General features: G+C 38.5%; 17 protein-coding genes. 7 read left to right on the top strand and 10 right to left on the bottom strand.

Translation table 11 applies throughout. From position 1 onward, the window contains the following. Positions 1-153: 153 nt before the first annotated feature. The 4 genes from GS400_RS03070 to GS400_RS03055 form a co-directional block, all read right to left on the bottom strand. Positions 154-2,334, bottom strand: coding sequence for an ATP-dependent helicase (locus GS400_RS03070; RefSeq protein ID WP_236561109.1), 2,181 nt, complete (start codon positions 2,332-2,334; stop codon positions 154-156). A gap of 521 nt (positions 2,335-2,855) precedes the next feature. Further along, entirely contained in the window at positions 2,856-3,014 is a 159-nt protein-coding gene (locus GS400_RS03065; RefSeq protein ID WP_160098939.1) for a hypothetical protein, read from the bottom strand. Between the two features lie 321 nt (positions 3,015-3,335). Then, on the bottom strand, positions 3,336-4,664 hold the full coding sequence (locus tag GS400_RS03060; RefSeq protein WP_160098936.1) for a short-chain fatty acid transporter: 1,329 nt from the start codon (positions 4,662-4,664) through the stop codon (positions 3,336-3,338). A 263-nt stretch (positions 4,665-4,927) separates the two neighbouring features. Continuing rightward, a complete protein-coding gene (locus GS400_RS03055) occupies positions 4,928-6,166 on the bottom strand; it encodes an aminopeptidase (RefSeq protein ID WP_160098934.1) in 1,239 nt (412 codons plus the stop codon). A gap of 310 nt (positions 6,167-6,476) precedes the next feature. Here GS400_RS03055 and GS400_RS03050 point away from each other — a divergent pair, with 310 nt between their 5' ends. From GS400_RS03050 to GS400_RS03040, 3 genes are all read left to right on the top strand, one after another. Next, entirely contained in the window at positions 6,477-7,088 is a 612-nt protein-coding gene (locus tag GS400_RS03050; protein ID WP_236561108.1) for a nitroreductase family protein, read from the top strand. 333 nt (positions 7,089-7,421) lie between these two features. Continuing rightward, positions 7,422-10,133 (top strand): thermonuclease family protein, encoded by a 2,712-nt coding sequence (locus GS400_RS03045; protein WP_160098932.1) that lies wholly within the window; start codon positions 7,422-7,424, stop codon positions 10,131-10,133. Between the two features lie 132 nt (positions 10,134-10,265). Beyond that, positions 10,266-11,054, top strand: coding sequence for a GNAT family N-acetyltransferase (locus tag GS400_RS03040; RefSeq protein WP_160098930.1), 789 nt, complete (start codon positions 10,266-10,268; stop codon positions 11,052-11,054). Positions 11,055-11,158: 104 nt separating this feature from the next. Here the strand turns inward: GS400_RS03040 and GS400_RS03035 are convergent, their stop codons facing one another. Continuing rightward, on the bottom strand, positions 11,159-12,013 hold the full coding sequence (locus tag GS400_RS03035) for an alpha/beta fold hydrolase (protein ID WP_160098928.1): 855 nt from the start codon (positions 12,011-12,013) through the stop codon (positions 11,159-11,161). A 720-nt stretch (positions 12,014-12,733) separates the two neighbouring features. On the opposite strand from GS400_RS03035, the gene GS400_RS03030 reads away from it, so the two are divergent. Beyond that, complete coding sequence (locus GS400_RS03030) at positions 12,734-13,579, top strand: STAS domain-containing protein (protein WP_160098926.1); 846 nt, start codon at positions 12,734-12,736, stop codon at positions 13,577-13,579. Between the two features lie 295 nt (positions 13,580-13,874). Beyond that, complete coding sequence (locus GS400_RS03025; RefSeq protein WP_160098924.1) at positions 13,875-14,381, top strand: cupin domain-containing protein; 507 nt, start codon at positions 13,875-13,877, stop codon at positions 14,379-14,381. Positions 14,382-14,459: 78 nt separating this feature from the next. On the opposite strand, the gene GS400_RS03020 is transcribed toward GS400_RS03025, so the two are convergent. Continuing rightward, positions 14,460-15,479, bottom strand: coding sequence for a class I SAM-dependent methyltransferase (locus GS400_RS03020; RefSeq protein WP_160098922.1), 1,020 nt, complete (start codon positions 15,477-15,479; stop codon positions 14,460-14,462). A 185-nt stretch (positions 15,480-15,664) separates the two neighbouring features. Between GS400_RS03020 and GS400_RS03015 the strand changes: the two genes are divergently transcribed. Then, on the top strand, positions 15,665-16,216 hold the full coding sequence (locus GS400_RS03015; protein ID WP_160098920.1) for a GNAT family N-acetyltransferase: 552 nt from the start codon (positions 15,665-15,667) through the stop codon (positions 16,214-16,216). Positions 16,217-16,239: 23 nt separating this feature from the next. On the opposite strand, the gene mbcS is transcribed toward GS400_RS03015, so the two are convergent. Next, on the bottom strand, positions 16,240-17,823 hold the full coding sequence (gene mbcS, locus GS400_RS03010) for an acyl-CoA synthetase MbcS (protein ID WP_160098918.1): 1,584 nt from the start codon (positions 17,821-17,823) through the stop codon (positions 16,240-16,242). 136 nt (positions 17,824-17,959) lie between these two features. Next, entirely contained in the window at positions 17,960-18,595 is a 636-nt protein-coding gene (locus GS400_RS03005; RefSeq protein WP_160098916.1) for a YczE/YyaS/YitT family protein, read from the bottom strand. A gap of 562 nt (positions 18,596-19,157) precedes the next feature. Here GS400_RS03005 and GS400_RS03000 point away from each other — a divergent pair. Beyond that, positions 19,158-19,316 carry a hypothetical protein gene (locus GS400_RS03000; protein WP_160098914.1) on the top strand — a complete coding sequence of 53 codons (159 nt, stop codon included), beginning with the start codon at positions 19,158-19,160 and terminating at the stop codon, positions 19,314-19,316. Between the two features lie 290 nt (positions 19,317-19,606). Here GS400_RS03000 and GS400_RS02995 read toward each other — a convergent pair whose 3' ends face one another. Both GS400_RS02995 and GS400_RS02990 read right to left on the bottom strand, forming a co-directional pair. Further along, positions 19,607-20,290, bottom strand: a complete 684-nt coding sequence (locus GS400_RS02995) for a GntR family transcriptional regulator (protein ID WP_160098912.1) — start codon at positions 20,288-20,290, stop codon at positions 19,607-19,609. A 78-nt stretch (positions 20,291-20,368) separates the two neighbouring features. Further along, entirely contained in the window at positions 20,369-21,217 is an 849-nt protein-coding gene (locus tag GS400_RS02990; protein WP_160098910.1) for a YitT family protein, read from the bottom strand. Positions 21,218-21,400: the final 183 nt, after the last annotated feature.

Here is a 21,400-nt window from a genome sequence, read left to right as displayed (position 1 = left end):
CTACAAGTCTTCCCAAAAATATGTATATGCGTTTTTATGGTAGGTATGATAGGAATATTAAAAAAGAGGATTTCCCTTTAAAATCGGGAAACCCTCTTTTCTATGTGCATTTGATTATCATAGTTAACATTGTAGATTGAAAATAGATTTACATCATGATCCTCTCTCCGCTTCAACTTTTGTTAGCTTTTTAAAGTTCCAACTGATTGGACGTGTAATCCCCATACCTTCAAAATATACATGATACACACGCTTATGCTCATCCACACTTTGCACTGTACCTTTTTGAAAAACTGGGTGCTTTACACGATCGCCTTCTTCATATTTTGCTTTGCGTTCACTGTTCGTTTGAATCCGTTTTGCCACCCGAATGACTTCACGTGCTTCTTGTTCCATCTCTTCCTCAATTACACCGACTCTTCGATATAAACCTTCTTCGATTTCGAAGATGAATCGAGATGGATATTTTTTCTGACCTCTTCCTGTAAAACCTTCTGATTCAGTAAGATACAATTCTTTTTCAGCTCTAGTTACAGCCACATAAGCTAAACGACGTTCTTCCTCAAGCGCATGCTCTTTTCGATCACGTAACGAACGCTCATTTGGTAGAACACTTTCTGTCATCCCTACTAAGAAAACATATGGAAACTCCAGACCTTTTGCTGTATGAATCGTCATAAGTTTAACCGAATCCTTTTGGTCCTCCCGATCATTCTCTGTGTAGAGCGTAAGCATTTGAAGATAATATTCCAATGAAATATCCTCTCCAATAGAACGCTCATATTGCACAACAGATTGTTGAAGTTCCATAAGGTTATCTAACCGGTCTTGATCTCCATCTTCTCGAATATATGCTTCGTAACCTGTGGCTTGTAACGTATCTTGCAAAAGGTCAGACACCGATAACTCCTCACGCTTTACTTTCATTGCTTCAATTGCCTCAAGGAATTCTCTTGCTTTTGTTCGTTGGAATGTTTCGTGATCGACATATCTTTGAAGGGTTTCATATAATGAAAGCCCTTCAGTTTCAGCTCTCTCTTTCAGGAATTCAATTCTCTTTTTTCCAATTTGACGCTTAGGGGTATTTACAATACGCAAAAAAGATAGATCATCCCCAAATGCAATAAGACGTAAATGTGCGAGCGCATCCTTAATTTCTTTTCGTTCAAAAAACTTAAACCCACCAAAGATGGTGTACTCAATATTACTGTGAATAAGCTCTTGTTCAATAAAACGGGATAAATAGTTAGACCTGTAAAGAAGTGCGATATCATTGTAGTTGACGCCATGTTTTTTTACGAGTGTCTGAATTCGTTTCACAATCCACTTGGCTTCTTCTTGTTCATTCCTCCCGTGATAGTGCACCACTTTCACTCCTGAAGGGTGCTCTGTGAACATGCTTTTCTCAACACGAAGCTTGTTTTGCTGGATTAATGAGTTACCAACAGATAGAATTTCTGGAGTCGACCGATAGTTTTGATTTAAGAAAATTGTTTGGCAGTCAGGAAACCACTGTTCAAAATTCACGATAAATTTCGGGTCAGCACCACGCCATTCATAAATCGTCTGGTCCGGGTCACCCACAACGAATAGGTTCCCATGCTGTTCACTCAAAAGCTTCACGAGTTCGAACTGTTTGGATGAACTATCCTGAAACTCGTCTACTTGAATATAGTGCAAACGTTCCTGCCATTTAACCAAAACTTTCTTATATCGTTGAAAAAGCACAAACGTAAAGTTGATTAAATCATCAAAATCTAAGCCAAATACACGTTTCTGTTTTTTCAAATACATCAGAAGAATTTTACGATCCTGATCCTCTATGTCAGAAGGATCAATAACTTTATCTGGATCCATAAGTTGTTCAACATAACCCGTATCTACTTTCATGTCAGCAATCTTCTTTAAATTACGATTGAATTTACTATCACTTAATTTTAAACCTAATTCTTCATAGATCTCTCTCAGTATCGTCTTCTGATCTTCCGTGTCTAGTATGATGAAGTTTTTAGGATATAAAAGGTGATGAATATCTTCCCTTAAGACTTGTACACAAAATCCATGATAAGTAGATATATAACCTGTATCCCTTTCTCCTCCTATCAATTTCTTTACACGACGTCTCATTTCTTGAGCTGCTTTGTTTGTAAAGGTTACACAAAGGAGGTTCGAAGGTTCAATCCCTAAATATTCTACTAAGTAAGCATAACGATTCGTAAGAGCACGTGTTTTCCCTGAGCCTGCTCCTGCTATAACACGAATAGGTCCCTCTGTCGTCGTCACTGCTAGTCGCTGCATTTCATTTAAACCGTCTAAAATAAAATCCTGTTCCAAAATGATTCCCTCCGCACAGAACATCTGTTTGCATTCTATTATACACGAAACGTCGCTTTGATTGTAGGGAACTCTTTTCTGGTTTATTTTCTTTGATAATCTAAAAGCTCAGATACGGTTTTAAAAGTGTCTCCTTTCTTCCTTAAAGAATCCACCATTCCCTCAATCGCTTCTAGTGAATACTTCTCATCAGGCAATGCTTTCCACTTTGGAGCTTATTCAATTAAAGCCCCCTTATGTGGAAGACTTGGAATCGAGATATAGGTTCGGAGGAGTCCGTTGCTTGTATGAGAGTAAGGGGGGTCAGTGAAACGGCAATACTCCTGCTGCCCCACACGACGTGGGGTAGGTCGACGTTGCCACACGATGTGGCGGTCTTAGTCGATCTTCATAATTTACTTTCAGCCTCCTCGTTCACTCCGTTCTCTGTGGGGTCTCATCTGCCCTTTCTACCACTGGAGTTTGCCTTTTCCTTCCCCCCTTTGCGTTTATGAAGAATAACGGACCCTAATGTGTGAGTTCTAAACCTTACGGACATTTATTCCGTTATTTTGAACTTTTAAGGCATTTCGAGAGTCGTTACGGACATATGGTACCTTATTTGTGACAGATTGCTCTTTATTAAGGTGATTTGCAGCAATTAGCGGAATGAATGTCCGTAAACTCTTAAGAAAAACCATTTTAAGGTGAAATAGCGGAACAAATGTCCGCAAGCATTTCCTCACATTATCGCTACGGTTCCGTTAATCACCATTCGGCTAAGGTGGGCTTGGGAACGGGTTGACTCCTCCGGAAAAACGGGCGAGCGAGACCCCGCAAGAAGCGTAGCGTATGAGGAGGCTCGATCGTTCGTCCGGGGAAAGCAACCCGTTCCAAGCCCACCGCACTCCACAATAGCAACGGAACCGCCTCTCTCACTAAAACAGTTATTCCATATTACTGCCATATAAATGAATAAAAAAAGCATGTCACTCTACCTGAGCGTGACATGCTTAGAAACATTATAAGAACACTAAACCAAGAGATATGAGCACTCCACTTACAAGAAGTACAATTAAACAAAAGCCCATAATATCCTTAGCTTTTAATCCTGCAATGGCTAGTGCAGGTAATGCCCAGAATGGCTGAATCATATTCGTCCATGCATCTCCCCATGCAACAGCCATGGCTGTTTTAGGAATTGATACACCTAATTCTTTAGCTGCATCTAGCATAATAGGTGCTTGGACAGCCCATTGTCCTCCACCTGATGGTACGAAGAAGTTCACAATCCCCGCACTTAAGAAAGCGAAAAATGGGAAAGTGAAATCAGAAGAAATGCTAACAAACCATGAAGACATTTCTTTTGCTAGCCCTGAAGCCACCATCATTCCCATAATTCCTGCATAGAAAGGGAATTGAATAATAATACCACTGGCACCACTTACGGCTTCTTTTACTGAACCAATAAACTTTCGAGGTGATCCATGGAATAATAGTCCAAGGAATAGGAATGTGAAGTTCACAATATTTAAATTCAACTGGAAACCATTAGTGAAGAAATAATAAACTAGAAATGCAAGTCCTAAAAATCCTGTAACATATGCAAGAAGCTTACTATTTTCCATTCGATCTGCTGGGGTGATCGTTTCCTCCTCTACTGAAGCTGCCTGCACACTTGATCCGTCATCTAAAATAGAAGTATCAATTGTTACTCTCTCATCTTTAGTAGGTTGCATTTTTGCATTAAGTATAGGTAACACAATAAAGAGCGAGGCTACTATAGCTAAATTAAACACCGCAAAGATTGTCTGCTCTGTAGATATAATTCCAATGACATCCTGCATGAAATGATCCTCTGTTGCGATCGTTAATGGAATGGAACCTGCTAGTCCTCCGTGCCAAACTAAAAATCCAGAGTACGCACTCGCAATAAGTAAACGATAATCTACATTTGATACTTTTCTAGCTAGCTCTTTTGCAAATAAAGCTCCAATGACAAGCCCAAATCCCCAATTCACCCAACTTGCTAAAAGGGAAATTAATGTGACCAACACTATAGCATGCACCGGTTTTTTTGCTGTTCCTGCTAGCCCGCTTAATAAACTCTTAAATAACGGACTACTTGCTAGCACAAACCCTGTCACTAACACTAGTACCATCTGCATGGAAAATGATAATAGATTCCAGAAGCCTTCACCCCAAAACTGAACCATCTGTACCGGGGAACTACCTGTAACAATTAATCCTAGTATAAATACGACAAACGTTAGTACCGTTACAAATACAAAAGGATCTGGTAAGTATCTTTGCATGAGACGGTTTGATACATGAATTGCTCCTTTTAACATTTTATCCTCCCCTCCTTTAAAGCGCTTACATTTTACGCATCTTCGAATTTACCAGAAAGCTAAAGAGAATTCAAAATTTTGTTATAATTAAAATGTTTATTCGAGATTCTCTATCTTCTGGTACCTTTTAATCCCAACTCATTAATATAAACGCTTGAATATTACTACCTAATAAATCTATTAAAATTGAGAATGATGATAGATGTTGAGCTCTTCACACAAAAAAACTGACCCTCTTAAAAAGAGAGTCAGTCTGCATACTTTTAGTTAAAATCAATCGCCCAGTTTCCATCACGGAAAAGAGGTTCTTTTGTTCCATCTTCTGTAACACCATCAATGTCTAGTTCGCCTGATCCCATCATGAAATCTACGTGTACAAGACTGTTATTAACACCGTTTTTATCTAGTTGCTCTTCATCCATATCAGCTCCGCCTTTTACTGAACTTGGATAAGCTTTACCTAATGCAAGGTGGCAAGATGCATTTTCATCGTAAAGCGTATTGAAGAAAATAAGGCCACTTTGAGAAATTGGAGATTTATGCGGAACAATGGCCAACTCACCCAAACGACGTGCACCTTCATCCATATTTAAAAGTTCTTGTAATGTTTCATAACCCTTTTCAGCTGAGAAATCCACAACTTTCCCTTCTTCAAAAGTAAGAGAGAAGTTTTCAATTAAGTTACCACCATAACTTAGTGGTTTAGTACTTGTTACCGTACCGTTTACACCGTACTTATGAGGAAGTGTAAATACCTCTTCAGTTGGGATGTTCGCATTAAAGTTAATCCCATCTTCAGTAGGAGAAGCACCACCTTTCCACTTATGCCCCTCTGGAAGAGCTACTTCCAGGTCTGTTCCTGGTGCTTTATAAATTAGTTTTTTGTACTGCTTTTGATTAAGATACTCTCTTGCTTGGGCTAGAAGTTCGTTATGCTCTTCCCATGCTTTTAATGGGTCATCTTTATCAACACGAGTAATTGTGAAAATCTGATCCCAAAGCTTCGCTACAGCATCTTCCTCACTGTCATTTGGGAATACTTTTTGTGCCCATTCGGTATTTGGAATCGCAACGATGGACCAGCTAATTTTATCGTTCATGACGTATTTACGGAAGTTCTTCATTGCTTCACCAGCTGCTTTATTATAAGTAGCAATACGTGAAGAATCAATTCCGTTTAGTAAGTCAGGATTCGTTGAACGAATGGAAAGCACAGCAGCTCCATTCTCTGCAAAATAATTTTGACGGTCCACTAACCATTGTGGGATTGTTTCTAGTACTTCCTGAGCTGCATTCTCGAAGAATAGACGTTGCATTGTGTCGTCTGTCCAATTAATATGTACTTGTTTTGCTCCAGTTTCATAAGCTTTTCGAGCTACAATTCTAGCAAACTCCGCTCCATCTACCGGGGCATTCATCATTAATGTTTGATTTTCTTGTAGATTGACCCCAGTGTGAATGGCAAGCTCTGCATATTTTTCTAACATCTCTGTTGATGGCATGATTGATCCTCCTTGGTAAATTTTAAAACTTTTAAATATTTCGCGTTACTAAATAGAATACCAAATCGTCCTCCATAATGTAAGAGGAATGCCCATAACCCCAAAGCTAAAACCTTTTCGCCTCAACTTCCTTATTCTTCCATTCCATTGTAATATGCTTATGGTAAAACTTACAGTAGTTCAAATCATTGATACGTCAAAATAAATTCGTTACAATAATGTGCGTGGAAAATCACGTTGATCTCAAAAAATTTAACCATTTATCTCAGTTTCAAAATATATAACCCGAAATGATTAAGGAGGCAATTACATGGACACAAAAATGTTAGAAACTATGCATAGACGTAATGGAACAAAAGAATTTGATAAGAATGCAACGATTACTCAAGAAGAGCTAGAAGCAATCTTAAACGATTCAATAACAGCACCATCTTCTTTTAACCTACAACATTGGCATTTTCTAGTCTTTCATAATGACGAGGCTAAACAAAAACTTCTTCCAGTTGCCTTTGGCCAGGAAAAAGTAACAGATGCAGCAGCAACTGTGGCGATCTTAGCTGATAAAGAAGCGAACCATAATATAGATGCGGCATTCGGTCCATTGGTTGAACAAGAAGTGATCACAAAAGATATGATGGAAAATATGCGCTCTACAATCAATAAAATTTATGAGAACGAGAAGGCTGCACACGATACAGCACTCGTGAATGCTGGACTCGTTTCAATGCAAGTGATGCTAGCTGCAGAAGCACGCGGCTATGACACACTAGCTATGGGCGGCTTCTCAGGAGATAAACTGAAAGAAGAATTTAATATCTCTGAACGCTATGAACCTATTATGCTTATTTCGATCGGAAAAGAAGCATGGACACCAACAAAGACTCCTCGCATGGGGATAGACCAAGTTTCTACTTGGGTTTAAACCTTTGTGAAACCCTATCCCGTGTTGCCTGAATCTCGACAAAATTCGGCAAAAACACGGGATTTTTTAAACTCTCTTTTTTTGGAAAACACTGCTTTCGAATTATTTTTTGAAAACCTACTTTAAAGAATCTTTTATTTTCTAAAATATCCCATGACTATATACACATTATTTTCCTCTTATCAAAAACCTTTTATGTGATTTTTTTCCTATTCATCTTTTTCGACAAAGGACTTCCTTCCTTTAGGTGACGGTCGTTTGGAAATTTGTGCAAAGTTTTCCAATAGAACATAATGAAAGCGATTCATAATAATTACACAAGGAGGATTTGCTTTGCACAAACCTAAACACCTATTTCGTTTGTTACTAGCACTGATTTTAGTTATTTCTGTGCTACCCATCACACCAAATGTTCAGGCAGAAGGTCACAGTTCATTGATCATTTCTGAGTACATTGAGGGTAGCAGCTACAACAAAGCCCTTGAAATCTATAATGGTACGGGTGATGAGGTTGACTTAGAGGATTACACCCTTGTCCATTTTAACAATGGTGCTTCACAAGATCCTGACGATGGAAAATATGTGAATGTCCTTGATTTAGAAGGGACATTGAAAAATGATGAAGTACATGTTGTTGCCCATGATGAAGCTGATGAAGATGTGTTAGATGCAGCTGACCAAACCGGAAATACTTATTTCTACTCTTTTAACGGAGACGACGCTATTGTCCTTTTCAAAGATTATGACTCCGAGACTCGACAAGGAACTGTTGTAGACTCCATTGGCAAAGTTGGAGAAGATCCAGGTTCTGCTTGGAATCAAAATCAAGTTTCAACTCAAAATGCTACACTCGTTCGTGAACAGTCAGTAACTAGTGGAGATAAAGACCTCTATGATTCATACGATCCTTCTAATGAATGGATTGCTTTACCACAAAATACATTCTCCAATTTAGGAAAATATACAGAAGTCCAGGCTCCAGAGCAAAAAGATCAATACACAGCAGTAGTTGATCGCGTTGTTGATGGAGATACAATTAAAATTCAAGACCCTATTCTTGGCACAACAACTGTACGTTACTTAAACATCGACACCCCAGAAACCTACCACCTAGACTCTTATGATCCATCCCTTGTCACTCAAAATAAAGACCACTCACAAAAATATCATGGTGAACGTGCTACACAATACTTACAAAACCTTCTCGATTCAGGAGATGAAGTTCGTCTGCAATTAGGGGAGGAAGCTAAAGATGATTACGGCCGTCTTTTAGCTGAAGTTATCCGTAAAGATGATGGCCTGAACACAAACCTCAAAATGGTAGAACAAGGCTATGCTGTGACCTATTTTATTTATCCATTTGAATCAAATATGACGTTCCTTACCTATCAACAAGCAACTAAGGAAGCCGTTCAAAAAGATTATGGTATTTGGGACGATTCTACACCACTACTAGAGCTACCATTTGAGTTCCGCGTACGCGAACAAGATAAAGGCTTCACAAAATTTGTAGGAAACTATGAGACTGAAGAATATGTTCAACCAGAAAATTGGGATGATGTTCCCGTTTATAAACGTGTCTTTTTCTGGACTGAAGAGGATGCTATAAAAGCTGGTTATGAACCAGATTTCGAACGTGATCCTCTTATTGCCGATGCTCGCTATGCTGACGAAGGTGACACGGTAACTGTAACTGGAACAGTTATTGCTAAAGAAGAAGTTGGATCAAAAACAAACTATTACATTCAAGATAAATCTGCGGGGATCGTCGTAAGAACGGATGATCTTAATGCTGAAATTGGAGAAGGAATTGAAGCAACAGGTGAAATAAATAATCATTACGGACTTCTTCAAGTTTTATCATCAGATGCTAAAGTTATTAATGATGAAGGTGATTATAACACCCCTTCCCTTATTCAATCTTATGACATTGGGGAGGACTTAGAAGGTCAACTCGTTATGCTTGAAGATGTAACAATTGAATCAGAAGATAGCTATAACAATTATGAAGCAAAAGATGCACATGGAACATTTACAATTGATTCTGATCAGGAGCTAGTAGAGGTTGATGAAACGTATGCCCAGCTTATCGGCTATGTGGATTATAACAACGGAGAATACAAAGTAACTCCACGATTCGAGGAGGATGTTGTGGATAAAATCGCAACATCTGATATTGAGGATGTTAGAGATGCTGACTTAGGTACGTTGGTTAAAGTCGAAGGCATCATCACAGCTATGTTTGAAGCAGGTGGAAAAACAAACTACTTTATTCAAGATGAAACTGCTGGCCTAGTGGTTCGAGCTGAAGATATTAACGCGGAGATTGGTGACCAAATCGAAGCGAAAGCACGTACAGAAGAATATTTTGACCTTCTACAACTTCAACCTTCTCCTTCTAACATTGAGATAACAGATGAGGATGCAGGTGTACCTAAACCAAAGAATATTGAATCAGATGACCTGGGTGAAGAACTAGAAGGACAGTTAGTTGAAATCGATGGCGTTCGTGTGACAGATGTTGACGCTCATCACAATTATACAGCTGAAGATGATGAAGGTACTTTCACCATTGACTCTGATCAAGACCTTGTCGATGTAGATAAAGAATATACAACGATAATTGGTGTTGTGGATTATAATTACGGTGAATACAAATTGACGCCACGTTTTGAAGAAGATGTTATTGCTAGAGATGAAGAAGATGACGAAGATCATGATGAAGACTTAGATAAAGACATCTTCGGAGATTACCTAGATGGTGACGAATCACTCTCTGATGTTAAAAATCATATTATTGCCCTTTATGATAAAATGTCTTCTGATGAATTAGCTGATCTTCTAGATGAACAGCTTAGTGAATTCATTGAGACAAATGGCAATACATCACAGCACATCGATTCAACCGTTCACCATATTATGAAATCCCTGTCCAAATTGGATAAAGGAAATGCAGATGTAGAAAAAAGCAAAATCCAACATGAACTAGAAAAAATCATTAAAAAGCACAATAAAAAAGTTAAAGGAAAAGGCAAAAGAAAATAAGGAAAACGGAAAGGTAATACAGTGTTGGATCCGAGGTCATATTGGATCCAACACTTTTTATTTCTCCATTTACATATTGTGTTAATTTTGATAGATTATAATAATATTTATCTTTAAAAGGGAGGCATTCGTATGATTCGGAAATTAACTGAAATGGACCACGAGCAAACAATGAAACTACTAAACGAAGCACCTGCCGAGAATTTATTTATTCTTGGAGATATTGAAGCTTTTGGATATGAGCAGGACTTCCAAACCTTATGGGGAGACTTTGATGAAAAAGGTTTATTGAGAGCAGTAATGCTAAAATATCGAAAAAACTTTATTCCATATGCTCCAGGGTCATTTGATGCTCAAGGTTTTGCAGAAATCATTAACAGCAGTACAAATTTCAAAGAACTATCTGGATTAGATCGAGTTTCTTCACAAGTTCAACCTTACATTAAATATGACTTAAAAAAGAAAAGGAAGCTATACTATGCTAAATGTGATAATAACAAAAAACTCGAATCACCTTCCCTTCATACGAACGTAAAACTAGCAAGTGTACAGGATATTGATCAAATCATTCAGCTACATAGTCAAATTGATGAGTTTGTTACAAATGAATCCCACGAGGAAATGCGACGCAATATGGAAACAGGGATCACACGAACTTATTATATGGACGACAATGGCACGATGATGTCCGCCGCATCCACTGCTGCTGAAAATTCAAAATCTGCCATGGTCGTTGGTGTGTGTACATTAAATGATTACAAACGAAAAGGCTATGCTTCTCAATGTATGTCTAAACTATGCTACGACGTTTTATCAGAAGGAAAAGAACTATGCCTCTTTTACGATAACCCTGATGCAGGAAAGATCTATAATCGTCTTGGATTTAAAGAGATTGATTATTGGACGATGTTTTTATACTAGGTATGGAAAAGTATCCTCGTTTCAAATGACCAGCGCATTTATTATTAACATATCCTTTTATGAAAAAGAACCGTGTTGCACTAGTGGTTGTACAACACGGTTTTTTATACTTCTATAGTCTCAGTAGGGATTTGTTTTAGAAAGGAGCTTACTGCTTTACGGAAAACTTTTTGATTTTCTATGTAGGGATGATGTTTATCATCCAGAATCTCAACAGTCTGATTCGGAAACTGAAATCGGCGATAGTGCTCAGGTCCAACTACATGGTCCTCTCTCCCACTCATTACAAGTGTTGGTGCATCTATATATTTCGTGTAACAGGAGAAATCTATTAAAAATTCCTTCTTAGATAGGACTGCCCTTTGAAAGGCTGGGTCCCCTCCTAATTTCCTATCAACCGTTTCTAGTTGATGTGTACCTTTTTGAGCATCCACGAACTGTAATGTATCGTATTTTCCCTCATTTCTTAGTTGCCCAGCTACACGTGAAAAGGTTTGTAATATTCCTTCAGTGCTTTGAGGGATTTGTATATCTTCTCCCAGAAGTTCTGCCCCTTTTTGGATTTGGTGTGCTAACGAATCCACCAAATGAACTGTACAGTTAGATAACAATAACCCTTTCACTCGTTCAGGAAAACGATAAGCATAATGTACAGCCAACGTGCCTCCGAATGAATGGCCCATCACAAGCCATTCATCAATTTCTAACCTACGTCGAACATCTTCTAAATCTAAAATCAATCGATCTAAAGAGTAATCTTGACAAGGTGCATAATCTGATCGTCCACATCCACGTTGATCAAGGTAAATCATTTCTAATTGTCCCTCTAAATGAGGTCCTGCATAATGCTCAAAAGAATAACTCCAATACCCTGGACCACCATGTAAATATAAACAAGGAATCCCCTTGCCTTTTCTAGTAACATGTAGTGAAACACCATCTTTCATTTCCACGATCATTGATAAAGCTCCCTTCCAAACTCCTAACTGATCCATATAACTGTAAAACGCAACTTTATACCTATTTCTACATTTTTAATTTATTCCCTTCCAGTTATGTTTAAAAATACAATTTTAATACACATTTAATAGAATTAGTCGTTTTAACTACTAAGTATAATCCATAATAAAAAGACTAGCTTCTCTGTAATCGAGAAACTAGTCTTCTTATTTGAGAGTGGTTTTGACAGTATTTGGAGTCATTTACAATGCACATGGGGAAATGGGATTTTAAATGGACTTCCAATGATAACAATGGAGCCGTCGAAATAACTTTCTTACATATAACGGATCGTGGACACGGAGTAACAAAGTCAAAGGAAATACCGATCACATCATCTCTTACGAAAGAGGGGATTCGACGGCTCATATAGGTAAAAGGTGGTCAATTACAATTACGTTTGACCTCTGTAAATGTACCAATTTGAAAATGCTTACGTAAACACTTATTTTTAGGTAATTTTTGTTAGTCGTCACGGAAGACACGCTTGAGTAACTAATCTACTTTTTCTTTTAATATAAAACACCTTGTAAGATCTATTTTTTTAACTATGAGATTTAACAGATTCTCCATGACTTTCCCACCTTTTTATATGTGTTATAGCACATTCAGTCGCTTCTATCCCTTTTGCTACAATGATCAATCAGATATGATAGGAGTAGATTGATGGAGGTGAGCGCTTGGAACAAAATCAAAAATTATACGATTTCATAACAAATCATGCGGAAGAAATTACAGACGAATGGTTACGAAAAGTTCAAGACGGACGTGAAACAAAGTATTCGAGAGAAGCACGTGAACACGTTGAACAAGAAGCGTTAGACCAATACAAAGATATTACGTACGCCATCGCGAACATTTTTATATCTAAGAAAGTGAACCCAACCGACGAAATTCAAGATTGGGCACAAAATATTTCAGAAAAACGCGTTGCTGATCAAACCCCAATTCATGAAACGCTCCAAAGCTTCAAAACATACCGAATGGTTCTTTGGAACAGAATGAAAGAGTTTTTTAAAGATGCACCAGTTGATTTAGACCATTTTTTACGTTGGACAGAGCTTCTTCAAGAAGCCTATGATTACATGGTACTTAATTTCACTGAACATTACTATAAGACAAACATCAAGCAATTACATGCTCAAGAGCAGCTCATTAATGAACTGAGCTCTCCAGTCATACCGATTACGAATGAAGAAGCAATCCTCCCTTTAATTGGTGATTTAGATAGAAAAAGAATCTCTAATATACAATCAACGACTTTAGAACGTTGCAGTCAACATTCATATGAGAGAATTTACTTAGACATGTCAGGTGTAGAAAGTATCGATACCATTGTAGCGCACCATCTATTTCAACTAATTCAATCGCTAGAACTACTAGGGGTCAAATCCGTTATTTGTGGAATGAATCCTAAAGTAGCTCAAGTGGCTATTCAACTAGGAATCGACTTCACTCAAATCCCGATTAAAAGCACGCTCTCTCATGCACTTGATGAGATGGGATCCAAACAAGTTCAAAATTGATCAAACGTTTGATCAATAAGAAAAGCGTAAGCGTCCGTTTAGCAACGTATATGCTGGACTGAGCCGCAGTGAGATAAAGGAAACACGGTGAGCCTTGGCGAATCGATGTTGACTTATCGACCGGAGGTGATGGAAGCATACTAGTTGCTGGACGCTGGAGCTAGACATCTATGAGCGAAATCTCATAATCTTGTCCAATTTTATATGAACCTAGTTCCCCTTCCCTAATTCGTTTAATAAAGCTACTAAAAGGGTAGCGTTAGAAAGAAATGGAAAGGGGGGGCATAAATTATTTATGAAAGAACCAGAATACTTAGCATATGTATTCCGTGATGATGGTGAAATTCCTAATAATGAGATACTTCCTTTAGTCCTATATCCCGGTATATTAAATGATTTTATAGATCGAATGAATAAAGTTTTTCTGCGTAAAGGATGGGACGGAATTTGGATAGGGACTGTTTTTGATTATCATCATTACCATAGCACAGCTCATGAGGTGTTAGGTGTTGTAAGCGGACATGCTACGATTCAATTTGGTGGAAAACATGGACGCGAGATCGAAGTGAGCCCAGGTGATGTGGTTATGATTCCAGCGGGCGTTGGACACAAAAACAATGGATCTACTCAGGACTTTCGAGTTGTGGGGGGCTATCCAGAAGGCCAAGATAGAGATTTATGCACTGGGGACCCATCTGAACGACCAGAAGTGTTACACAATATTCGAGCAGTGCCACTTCCCACTACTGACCCTGTATTTGGTGAAGAAGGAAAGTTACTTGATTTATGGGCCATTAAATAATAGATAGTCCTAAGCTTGGGTTAGGGCTATTTTTTATGATTTCCATTAGAGTTAACAGAAGCCTAACCTCATTTACGGTTAGGCTTCTCTATTTTCAATAGTATATTCGACCTCCGGGGATAGCCAGAAAGCATACCAGCCACCTTCTTTAACTATAGGATCCCATGCAGTTAATGACAGACCAGCAGATGTCGCCATATCATGTATATCCAATTCACTTGGGAGTGCATGAAGATTAGAGTGAGCTGTAAAGAAGCTATTAAATGCTGAAGAAAAAGCCTGACCTTCTTCCGCTTCATCAATTGGTGTAATGACTGATATAATCCCTTCCCCCGCTAACCAAGTAGATAAATGGTTTAATAGATCTAGACGTTCTGAGTGTTCTAGATAATGAAAGATATTATGGAGTAGAATTAACTCTGCCTTTTCACCTTCAGGTTTCCAAGAGGACGCATCCCCAACAATAAATTGGATATTATCATACTCCGCCGATTCTTCTTTAGCACGTTGAATCACACGTTTATTTACATCAACCCCAACCATTTGAATATGCGGAAATGCTTCAGCAAGCTTACGAAGATAACCTCCGTGACCACACCCTAAGTCTATAATTCTCGTTACATTTTTCTCTCTTACCATCTTTTTCATTCGACGAATCGAAAATTGTTCTAATAGTGTCGAGGTTTCAGCAACGACTCCTCCAAATTCTTCGTGATTAAACCGTGCACGTTCTTCCGATTTCATATATAGAGGATAGGATAATAGAGTTGGAATATGAAGCTCCATCAACTCTTTCAAAAGAGCTCCAATTCCATTTTGTCCTTCTTCTAAAAATTCTCCACAATTTTTTCTTGATGTTCGATACCTTCCACCCGTTCGTTTACGTAAGTGGTTAATCGACGAACCTACATCAACCCAACGTTGAAGCAGATCTTCTTTTACGCCTAGTTCATGAGATACTTCCTCAACCGTTTTAGGTTTTTCAAAGCTCTTAAATAACCCTAATTCATTTCCTACATATGCATGCCAAGTTTGAAGGAAAGCTTCATTATTTTTCATCCAATTCCTTGCACGCCATGCTTTTTGTAAATCTTTCATGCCATCACTCCTCTTTTTCCAAAGGATCTCTCCAATAATAGCTATATTGTCTTTTATGTAGTATTTTTAGACTATTCCACCCCTTCATCTGCATAAAACTTATGCATGTTTTAGAGAGTACATAAATCTGTACATTTCTCTTTATTTTGATAAAATACGAAATAATCACAAAAGGGGGAGATTGGATGTTTGTACATAGGTTAGATGATGAAACCTACTTAAAATTGGTCGATTATAATGATGCTGAAGAATTATTTCAGTTAGTTGATCGAAATCGTGACTACCTACGTGCTTGGATGCCTTGGATTGATATGACACAAAAGGTAGAAGATACGAAATATTTTATTGAGAGCGTCATGAAGAAGTACGCAAATAATGATGGATTCGATGCTGCGATATACCATAAAGGAGAGGTTGCTGGAACAATTGGGTTGCACCAATTAAACCAATCTCATAAATTCACTAGTATTGGCTATTGGATCGGAGAAGAGTTTCAAGGAAAAGGAATTGTTACACGTGCCGTTCATGCCCTCTTAGAATACGTGTTTGACACTTTACAATTTCACCGCGTCGAGATTAGATGTGCGACTGAAAATGTAAAAAGCCAAGCAATCCCTGAACGATTAGGTTTTACAAAAGAAGGAGTCATACGTGATTGCGAATGGCTTTATGACCATTATGTAAGTCATGTTGTGTATGGAATGTTGAAGCATGAGTGGGATAAAAAGATGCAGTAAAAAGACGGCTAAGGGCCGTCTTTTTATACATTACCATATTCTTTTTCTCTTTTACGCAATTCAACTCTTCGAATTTTCCCTGATGTCGTCTTTGGTAATTCTTCAAGAAACTCAATCTTTCTAGGGTATTTATAAGGAGCCGTTAAATCTTTAACGTGATCTTGTAATTCTTGTTTAATTTCTGGGTTATCTGCATCAACACCTGGTTTTAAAACGATGAAGGCCTTAACCACACTTCCACGAACCTCATCAGGACTAGCTACGACAGCACATTCTTGAACAGAAGGATGTTTTACTAATGCATCTTCTACTTCAAAAGGACCAATTGTATAGCCAGAACTAATAATGATGTCATCACTTCTGCCCTCAAACCAGAAATACCCGTCTTTATCTTTACTTGCCTGATCACCCGTTACATAGTAATCGCCGCGATAAGACATGTTTGTACGTTCTGGATCTTTATAATAATGTTTAAATAAAGCCGGAGTATCCAAATGCACCGCGATGTCTCCAACTTCTCCTTCACCTACAGGCGTACCTTCTTCATCAATGATCTCTACTCGATTACCTGGTGTTGGTTTACCCATAGAGCCTGGTTTAACTTCCATGCCTTTCATAACACCAACTAACAGTGTATTCTCTGTCTGACCATACCCATCTCGAACCGTTACATCAAAGTATTTTTTGAACGTATCGATCACTTCACGATTTAATGGTTCTCCTGCAGAAACAGCACTATGAAGCTGTGAAAGGTCATATTTGTCTAAATCATCTTCTTTAGCCATAAGACGATACTCCGTTGGTGTACAGCATAATACATTGACTTGATGATTCTGTAGTAAGGTTAAATATTTTTTTGCATCAAACTTTCCGTTATAGATAAACCCTGTAGCTCCAGACCCAAGTACAGATAAGAATGGACTCCATATCCATTTTTGCCAACCAGGTCCCGCTGTTGCCCACACGGTATCTCCCTCTTCAATAGCAAGCCAGTTTTTCGCAGCTGTACGCAAATGAGCATAGCCCCAGCCATGCGTATGGACAACACCTTTTGGATTCCCTGTTGTCCCAGATGTATAAGAAAGAAACGCCATATCCTCACGTGTTGTTGAGGCTAATTCCATCTCTGCATCTTCTTGATCCATTAAATAATCAAGATTTAACCAGTCTCGCTTATCATGACCAACTACGAATTTTTTCATTTGATCCAAGTGTTCAATCCCACTAAACTGTTCAACAAATGGATAATAGCTCACAACGGCTTTTACTTCACCGTGGTTGATACGATATTGTAAATCTTTTGTTCGTAGCATTTCAGAGCTTGGAATCACGACTAGTCCAGCTTTCAAAGCCCCAAGGTACACTTCATATGCCTCAATAACGCGTGGCACCATCACTAAAACCTTGTCGCCCTTCTCTAGCCCTTGTGATAAGAAAGCGTTACCAATTTTATTTGCGCGTTTCAGAAGCTTTCGATATGTAATCTCTCGAGAGTTCCCTGCATCATCCTCCCAATAAAGCGCCATGTGATTCGGATCATTTGCATAGCGTTCTACTTCACTTACTAGATTGTAATGCTGCGGAGCAATTAAGTCTTCTCGTTTCATCCCTACACCTCTCCTTTATGAAATCCTTAGAATGTAATGGCTAGCTTAAGGATAGTATATCAATTTTTCTAAAAAGTTTGAAATATTAGCATATATAAAAAAGCTGACCCATTATATCGAGTCAGCTGTTAAATGTTTATATGATCTCTGTTTCATCTTGATACTGCGGATGAAATTGATAATACATTGGATAAACTCGAGTGTAACAATACTGAATTGCTGGCCCGAGGAATAAAATCCCTGCAAGCGTACCAATTCCTACAGGTCCACCGATCAAAAATGCTACGGATGCAACAATAGCCGCTACAACCGTTTGGCCCATTCTTAGACTTAGGTTAAAACGATGACTAACAGCTAAGAACAGTTGATCGACAGGCGCACGTGGGAATTGAGGTAAAATATAAACCGATACGCCCAAACCAACAATCAATACGCCAGAAAGCAATGTGAATAATTGTAATAGGAATGGCGCATTCGCTAAGCTTATATTGGCAAATACAATTTCTAGCCAAAAGTCTAAAATGAGACTCTCCAGTAGCACTGGAATGACGGCTCTTATTTCAGGAGCCTGCTTGACTAGCCACCCATTTACGAAAATAAACAGAAATTGAAATACTCCATACCAAAAACCAACCGTATAGCCGAATTTATCAGAGAGCCCTACAAAAAAAGATGTCCAAAAGCCAGCACCGAGCATAGCATTAATGATCAGAGCTACTCCAAAAAAGTTCGTTACCATACCAAGAAGGTAAACCGTAACTCTATACATCATTACGATCTCCTCCTTTCTCCATGAGAGTGAAGTTTTGAGGGAGACAAAGTGTTTCTCTCAAAATTCCTGAAAACATTCTATCTCCCACTAAAGGTGCGGTCAATATGTATATACAAATCGCTAGAATCCATTTTTTTGAAACGTGTCAGTGATGGTATTTAGAGATATAAGGAGTATATAAAAGTATTTCGCAGTATTTTCTGATTATTGATGATTCATGCCCTTTAATAGGATTAAATGATTATATGTAACTTTTTTGTAATCGTTTTATCGATTATCTAGTTTATTCAATTAAATGGCAGTTATGTGGAATAACTGTTTTAGTGAGAGAGGAGGTTCCGTTGCTATTGTGGAGTACGGTGGGCTTGGGAACGGGTTGCTTTCCCCGGACGAACGATCGAGCCTCCTCATACGCTACGCTTCTTGCGGGGTCTCGCTCGCCCGTTTTTCCGGAGGAGTCAACCCGTTCCCAAGCCCACCTTAGCCGAATGGAGATTAACGGAACCGCAGCGATATGAGGAGGTAATGCTTACGGACATTTGATCCGCTATTTCACCTTAAAATGGTTTTTCTAAAGAGCTTACGGACATTCATTCCGCTAATTGCTACAAATCACCTTATTAAAGAGCAATCTGTCACAAATAAGGTACCATATGTCCGTAACGACTCTCGAAATGTCTTAAAAGTTCAAAATAACGGAACAGATGTCCGTAAGGTTTAGAACTCACACACTAGGGTCCGTTATTCTCCATAAACGCAAAGGGGTGAGGGAAACGGCAAACTCCCGCGGTAGAAAGGGCGGCCGAGACCCCGCAGGAACGAAGTGACGAGGAGGCTCGGACGGTCTTCCGCAGGAGTATTGCCGTTTCACTGAACCCCTCCCCCTCATAAAAACAACGGACCTTCACCGCACAATATCTCGAAATCAAGTCTTCCACATAAGGGGGCTATAATGGAATAATTGACAATATAAAAAGTCTGATCATCTTCCAACAAATAAGCCGGAAGTGATCAGACTTCTAATACACTTTCTAATGATTGATAAGTTGTCTTTTCTAATTTCATATACTCTAAGCTAAATTCCATGTGGCGATCAATCAGATGAATTAAGCGATCCATATCCTGATTAGCCAAGGCATCCACAATATATTCGTGCTCAACAAAGCGGGTGCTATCTTTCATGTTTGAATCATAAAACACATCATACAACATCAAATAAACATTAATCTGATCGAGAATGCGTTCCATATATTCCATCAAGAATACGTTGCCGCTTTTATTTGCCAGATACATATGAAAGGCTTTGTTGACGCTAGTATAATTCAAGATGTCATGACTTAAATACGTATCGCGTTCTTGTTGAATCAAATCTTTCATGTTCTCAAGATCTTGCTCTGTAATGGATGATATCGCTAATCGAGCAGCCATAGATTCAAGTTCTCTACGCATAACAAAAGCTTGCTGAATCTCTTCCGTCGTTGGTTGAACGACAAAAGCTCCTCTGTTTGGTACAACATTCACAAGTCCTTCATGCTCAAGACGAGTCAGCGCATGACGTATCGGTGTCCGCGATACGTTAAGCTGCTCAGAAATGGTCTTTTCTATCAACTGTGTCCCAGGAGCAACTTTTCGTAACAAAATTGCTTCCTTCAGAGACTGATAGACTCGCTCAATCATCGATTTCTTTTCACTCATGATTGGACGTTCATCCTCTTCCTCTTTAATATTTCGTTTTCTATCATACCATAATTGTAAGCGCTACAACACACATGACTAAGCCAAACGTTTAAAGTTTTGTCCTAAAATTTCATTTGTAGCATGCACCGTTATAAAGGCTGTTTGATCAATCTCTGAAATGTATTTTCGTAAACGTGAATAGTCTTTACGCTTCAAGATTGTCGTAATCACTTCTTTTGAATCTTGTGTAAATGCACCTTTGGCAGAATGAATGGTAGCACCTTTCCCCAGTTCACTTACGATAAATTCACGTACAAGGTCGCTTTCACGGCTAATAATGACGATTTCTTTATTATCATTGAACTGTTGTAATGTGTAGTCAATCACAATACCATTCAAGATAACCCCGAAGAATGCATACAATCCAGTTTGTGGACCGAACACAAAAATGGATGACGTTGCGATGGCGATATCAGAAAATAATACGCCTTTCCCCATTTCGATAGAAAAGTATTTATTCAAAATCATAGCCAGGATGTCTGTTCCACCTGTTGATGCTCCTTGGTGGAAAACCATAGCTATACCAGCGGCAGCAATCGCCTGTCCAATAATTAATTGAATTAAAATATCATCACTTAATGGAGAGCTCATCGGAGCAAACTTTTCTAATCCCCAAACCATAAATGAAACAGCAAAACTTGTATAGATCGTCTTGGCACCAAAGTTAAAACCGATAAAAATGAAGCCAAGTAAAAAGAATACAATATTTGCGATTAACATAAATAAACCCAGGGACAGACCTGGAAATAGATCGTGGAGAACGATGGAAAGACCACTAACTCCACCCGTTGCTAGATTGTTTGGGGATAGGAAGAAGTGGACGTTTACAGCCACACAAAAAACCCCTAGATTAATAATGAAAAAAGATAGTAGCTTTCTTAACATACGCATCTTCCTTTTCTGAAAATGTTTTCTTTTTGTCGTTCAATATTGTAGTACAATCTGAAATTATAGAGGGGTTTTCTATGGTTGTAAACCATATTTAGAGGATTTTCATAGAAATTTTTTAATATGAATGAAGAGTCCTATATTTTGCGTATGTATGAGTATCTCTTCGTATATCCAACC

The organism is Pontibacillus sp. HMF3514 (assembly GCF_009858175.1).
Lineage (GTDB): Bacteria > Bacillota > Bacilli > Bacillales > BH030062 > Pontibacillus.
Note: the sequence above shows the minus strand (reverse complement) of the source record. Positions and strands in the feature narration are given on the sequence as shown.

Excerpts from the sequence above, each read along its gene's own strand:
- GS400_RS03040 (WP_160098930.1), top strand. The coding sequence starts at position 10,266 with ATGATTCGGAAATTAACTGAAATGGACCACGAGCAAACAATGAAACTA.
- GS400_RS03050 (WP_236561108.1), top strand. The coding sequence starts at position 6,477 with ATGGACACAAAAATGTTAGAAACTATGCATAGACGTAATGGAACAAAA.
- GS400_RS03025 (WP_160098924.1), top strand. The coding sequence starts at position 13,875 with ATGAAAGAACCAGAATACTTAGCATATGTATTCCGTGATGATGGTGAA.
- GS400_RS03000 (WP_160098914.1), top strand. The coding sequence starts at position 19,158 with ATGGTTTTTCTAAAGAGCTTACGGACATTCATTCCGCTAATTGCTACA.
- mbcS (WP_160098918.1), bottom strand. The coding sequence starts at position 17,823 with ATGAAACGAGAAGACTTAATTGCTCCGCAGCATTACAATCTAGTAAGT.
- GS400_RS03020 (WP_160098922.1), bottom strand. The coding sequence starts at position 15,479 with ATGAAAGATTTACAAAAAGCATGGCGTGCAAGGAATTGGATGAAAAAT.
- GS400_RS03035 (WP_160098928.1), bottom strand. The coding sequence starts at position 12,013 with ATGATCGTGGAAATGAAAGATGGTGTTTCACTACATGTTACTAGAAAA.
- GS400_RS02995 (WP_160098912.1), bottom strand. The coding sequence starts at position 20,290 with ATGAGTGAAAAGAAATCGATGATTGAGCGAGTCTATCAGTCTCTGAAG.
- GS400_RS03060 (WP_160098936.1), bottom strand. The coding sequence starts at position 4,664 with ATGTTAAAAGGAGCAATTCATGTATCAAACCGTCTCATGCAAAGATAC.
- GS400_RS03055 (WP_160098934.1), bottom strand. The coding sequence starts at position 6,166 with ATGCCATCAACAGAGATGTTAGAAAAATATGCAGAGCTTGCCATTCAC.
- GS400_RS03015 (WP_160098920.1), top strand. The coding sequence starts at position 15,665 with ATGTTTGTACATAGGTTAGATGATGAAACCTACTTAAAATTGGTCGAT.
- GS400_RS03065 (WP_160098939.1), bottom strand. The coding sequence starts at position 3,014 with ATGGTTTTTCTTAAGAGTTTACGGACATTCATTCCGCTAATTGCTGCA.
- GS400_RS02990 (WP_160098910.1), bottom strand. The coding sequence starts at position 21,217 with ATGTTAAGAAAGCTACTATCTTTTTTCATTATTAATCTAGGGGTTTTT.
- GS400_RS03005 (WP_160098916.1), bottom strand. The coding sequence starts at position 18,595 with ATGATGTATAGAGTTACGGTTTACCTTCTTGGTATGGTAACGAACTTT.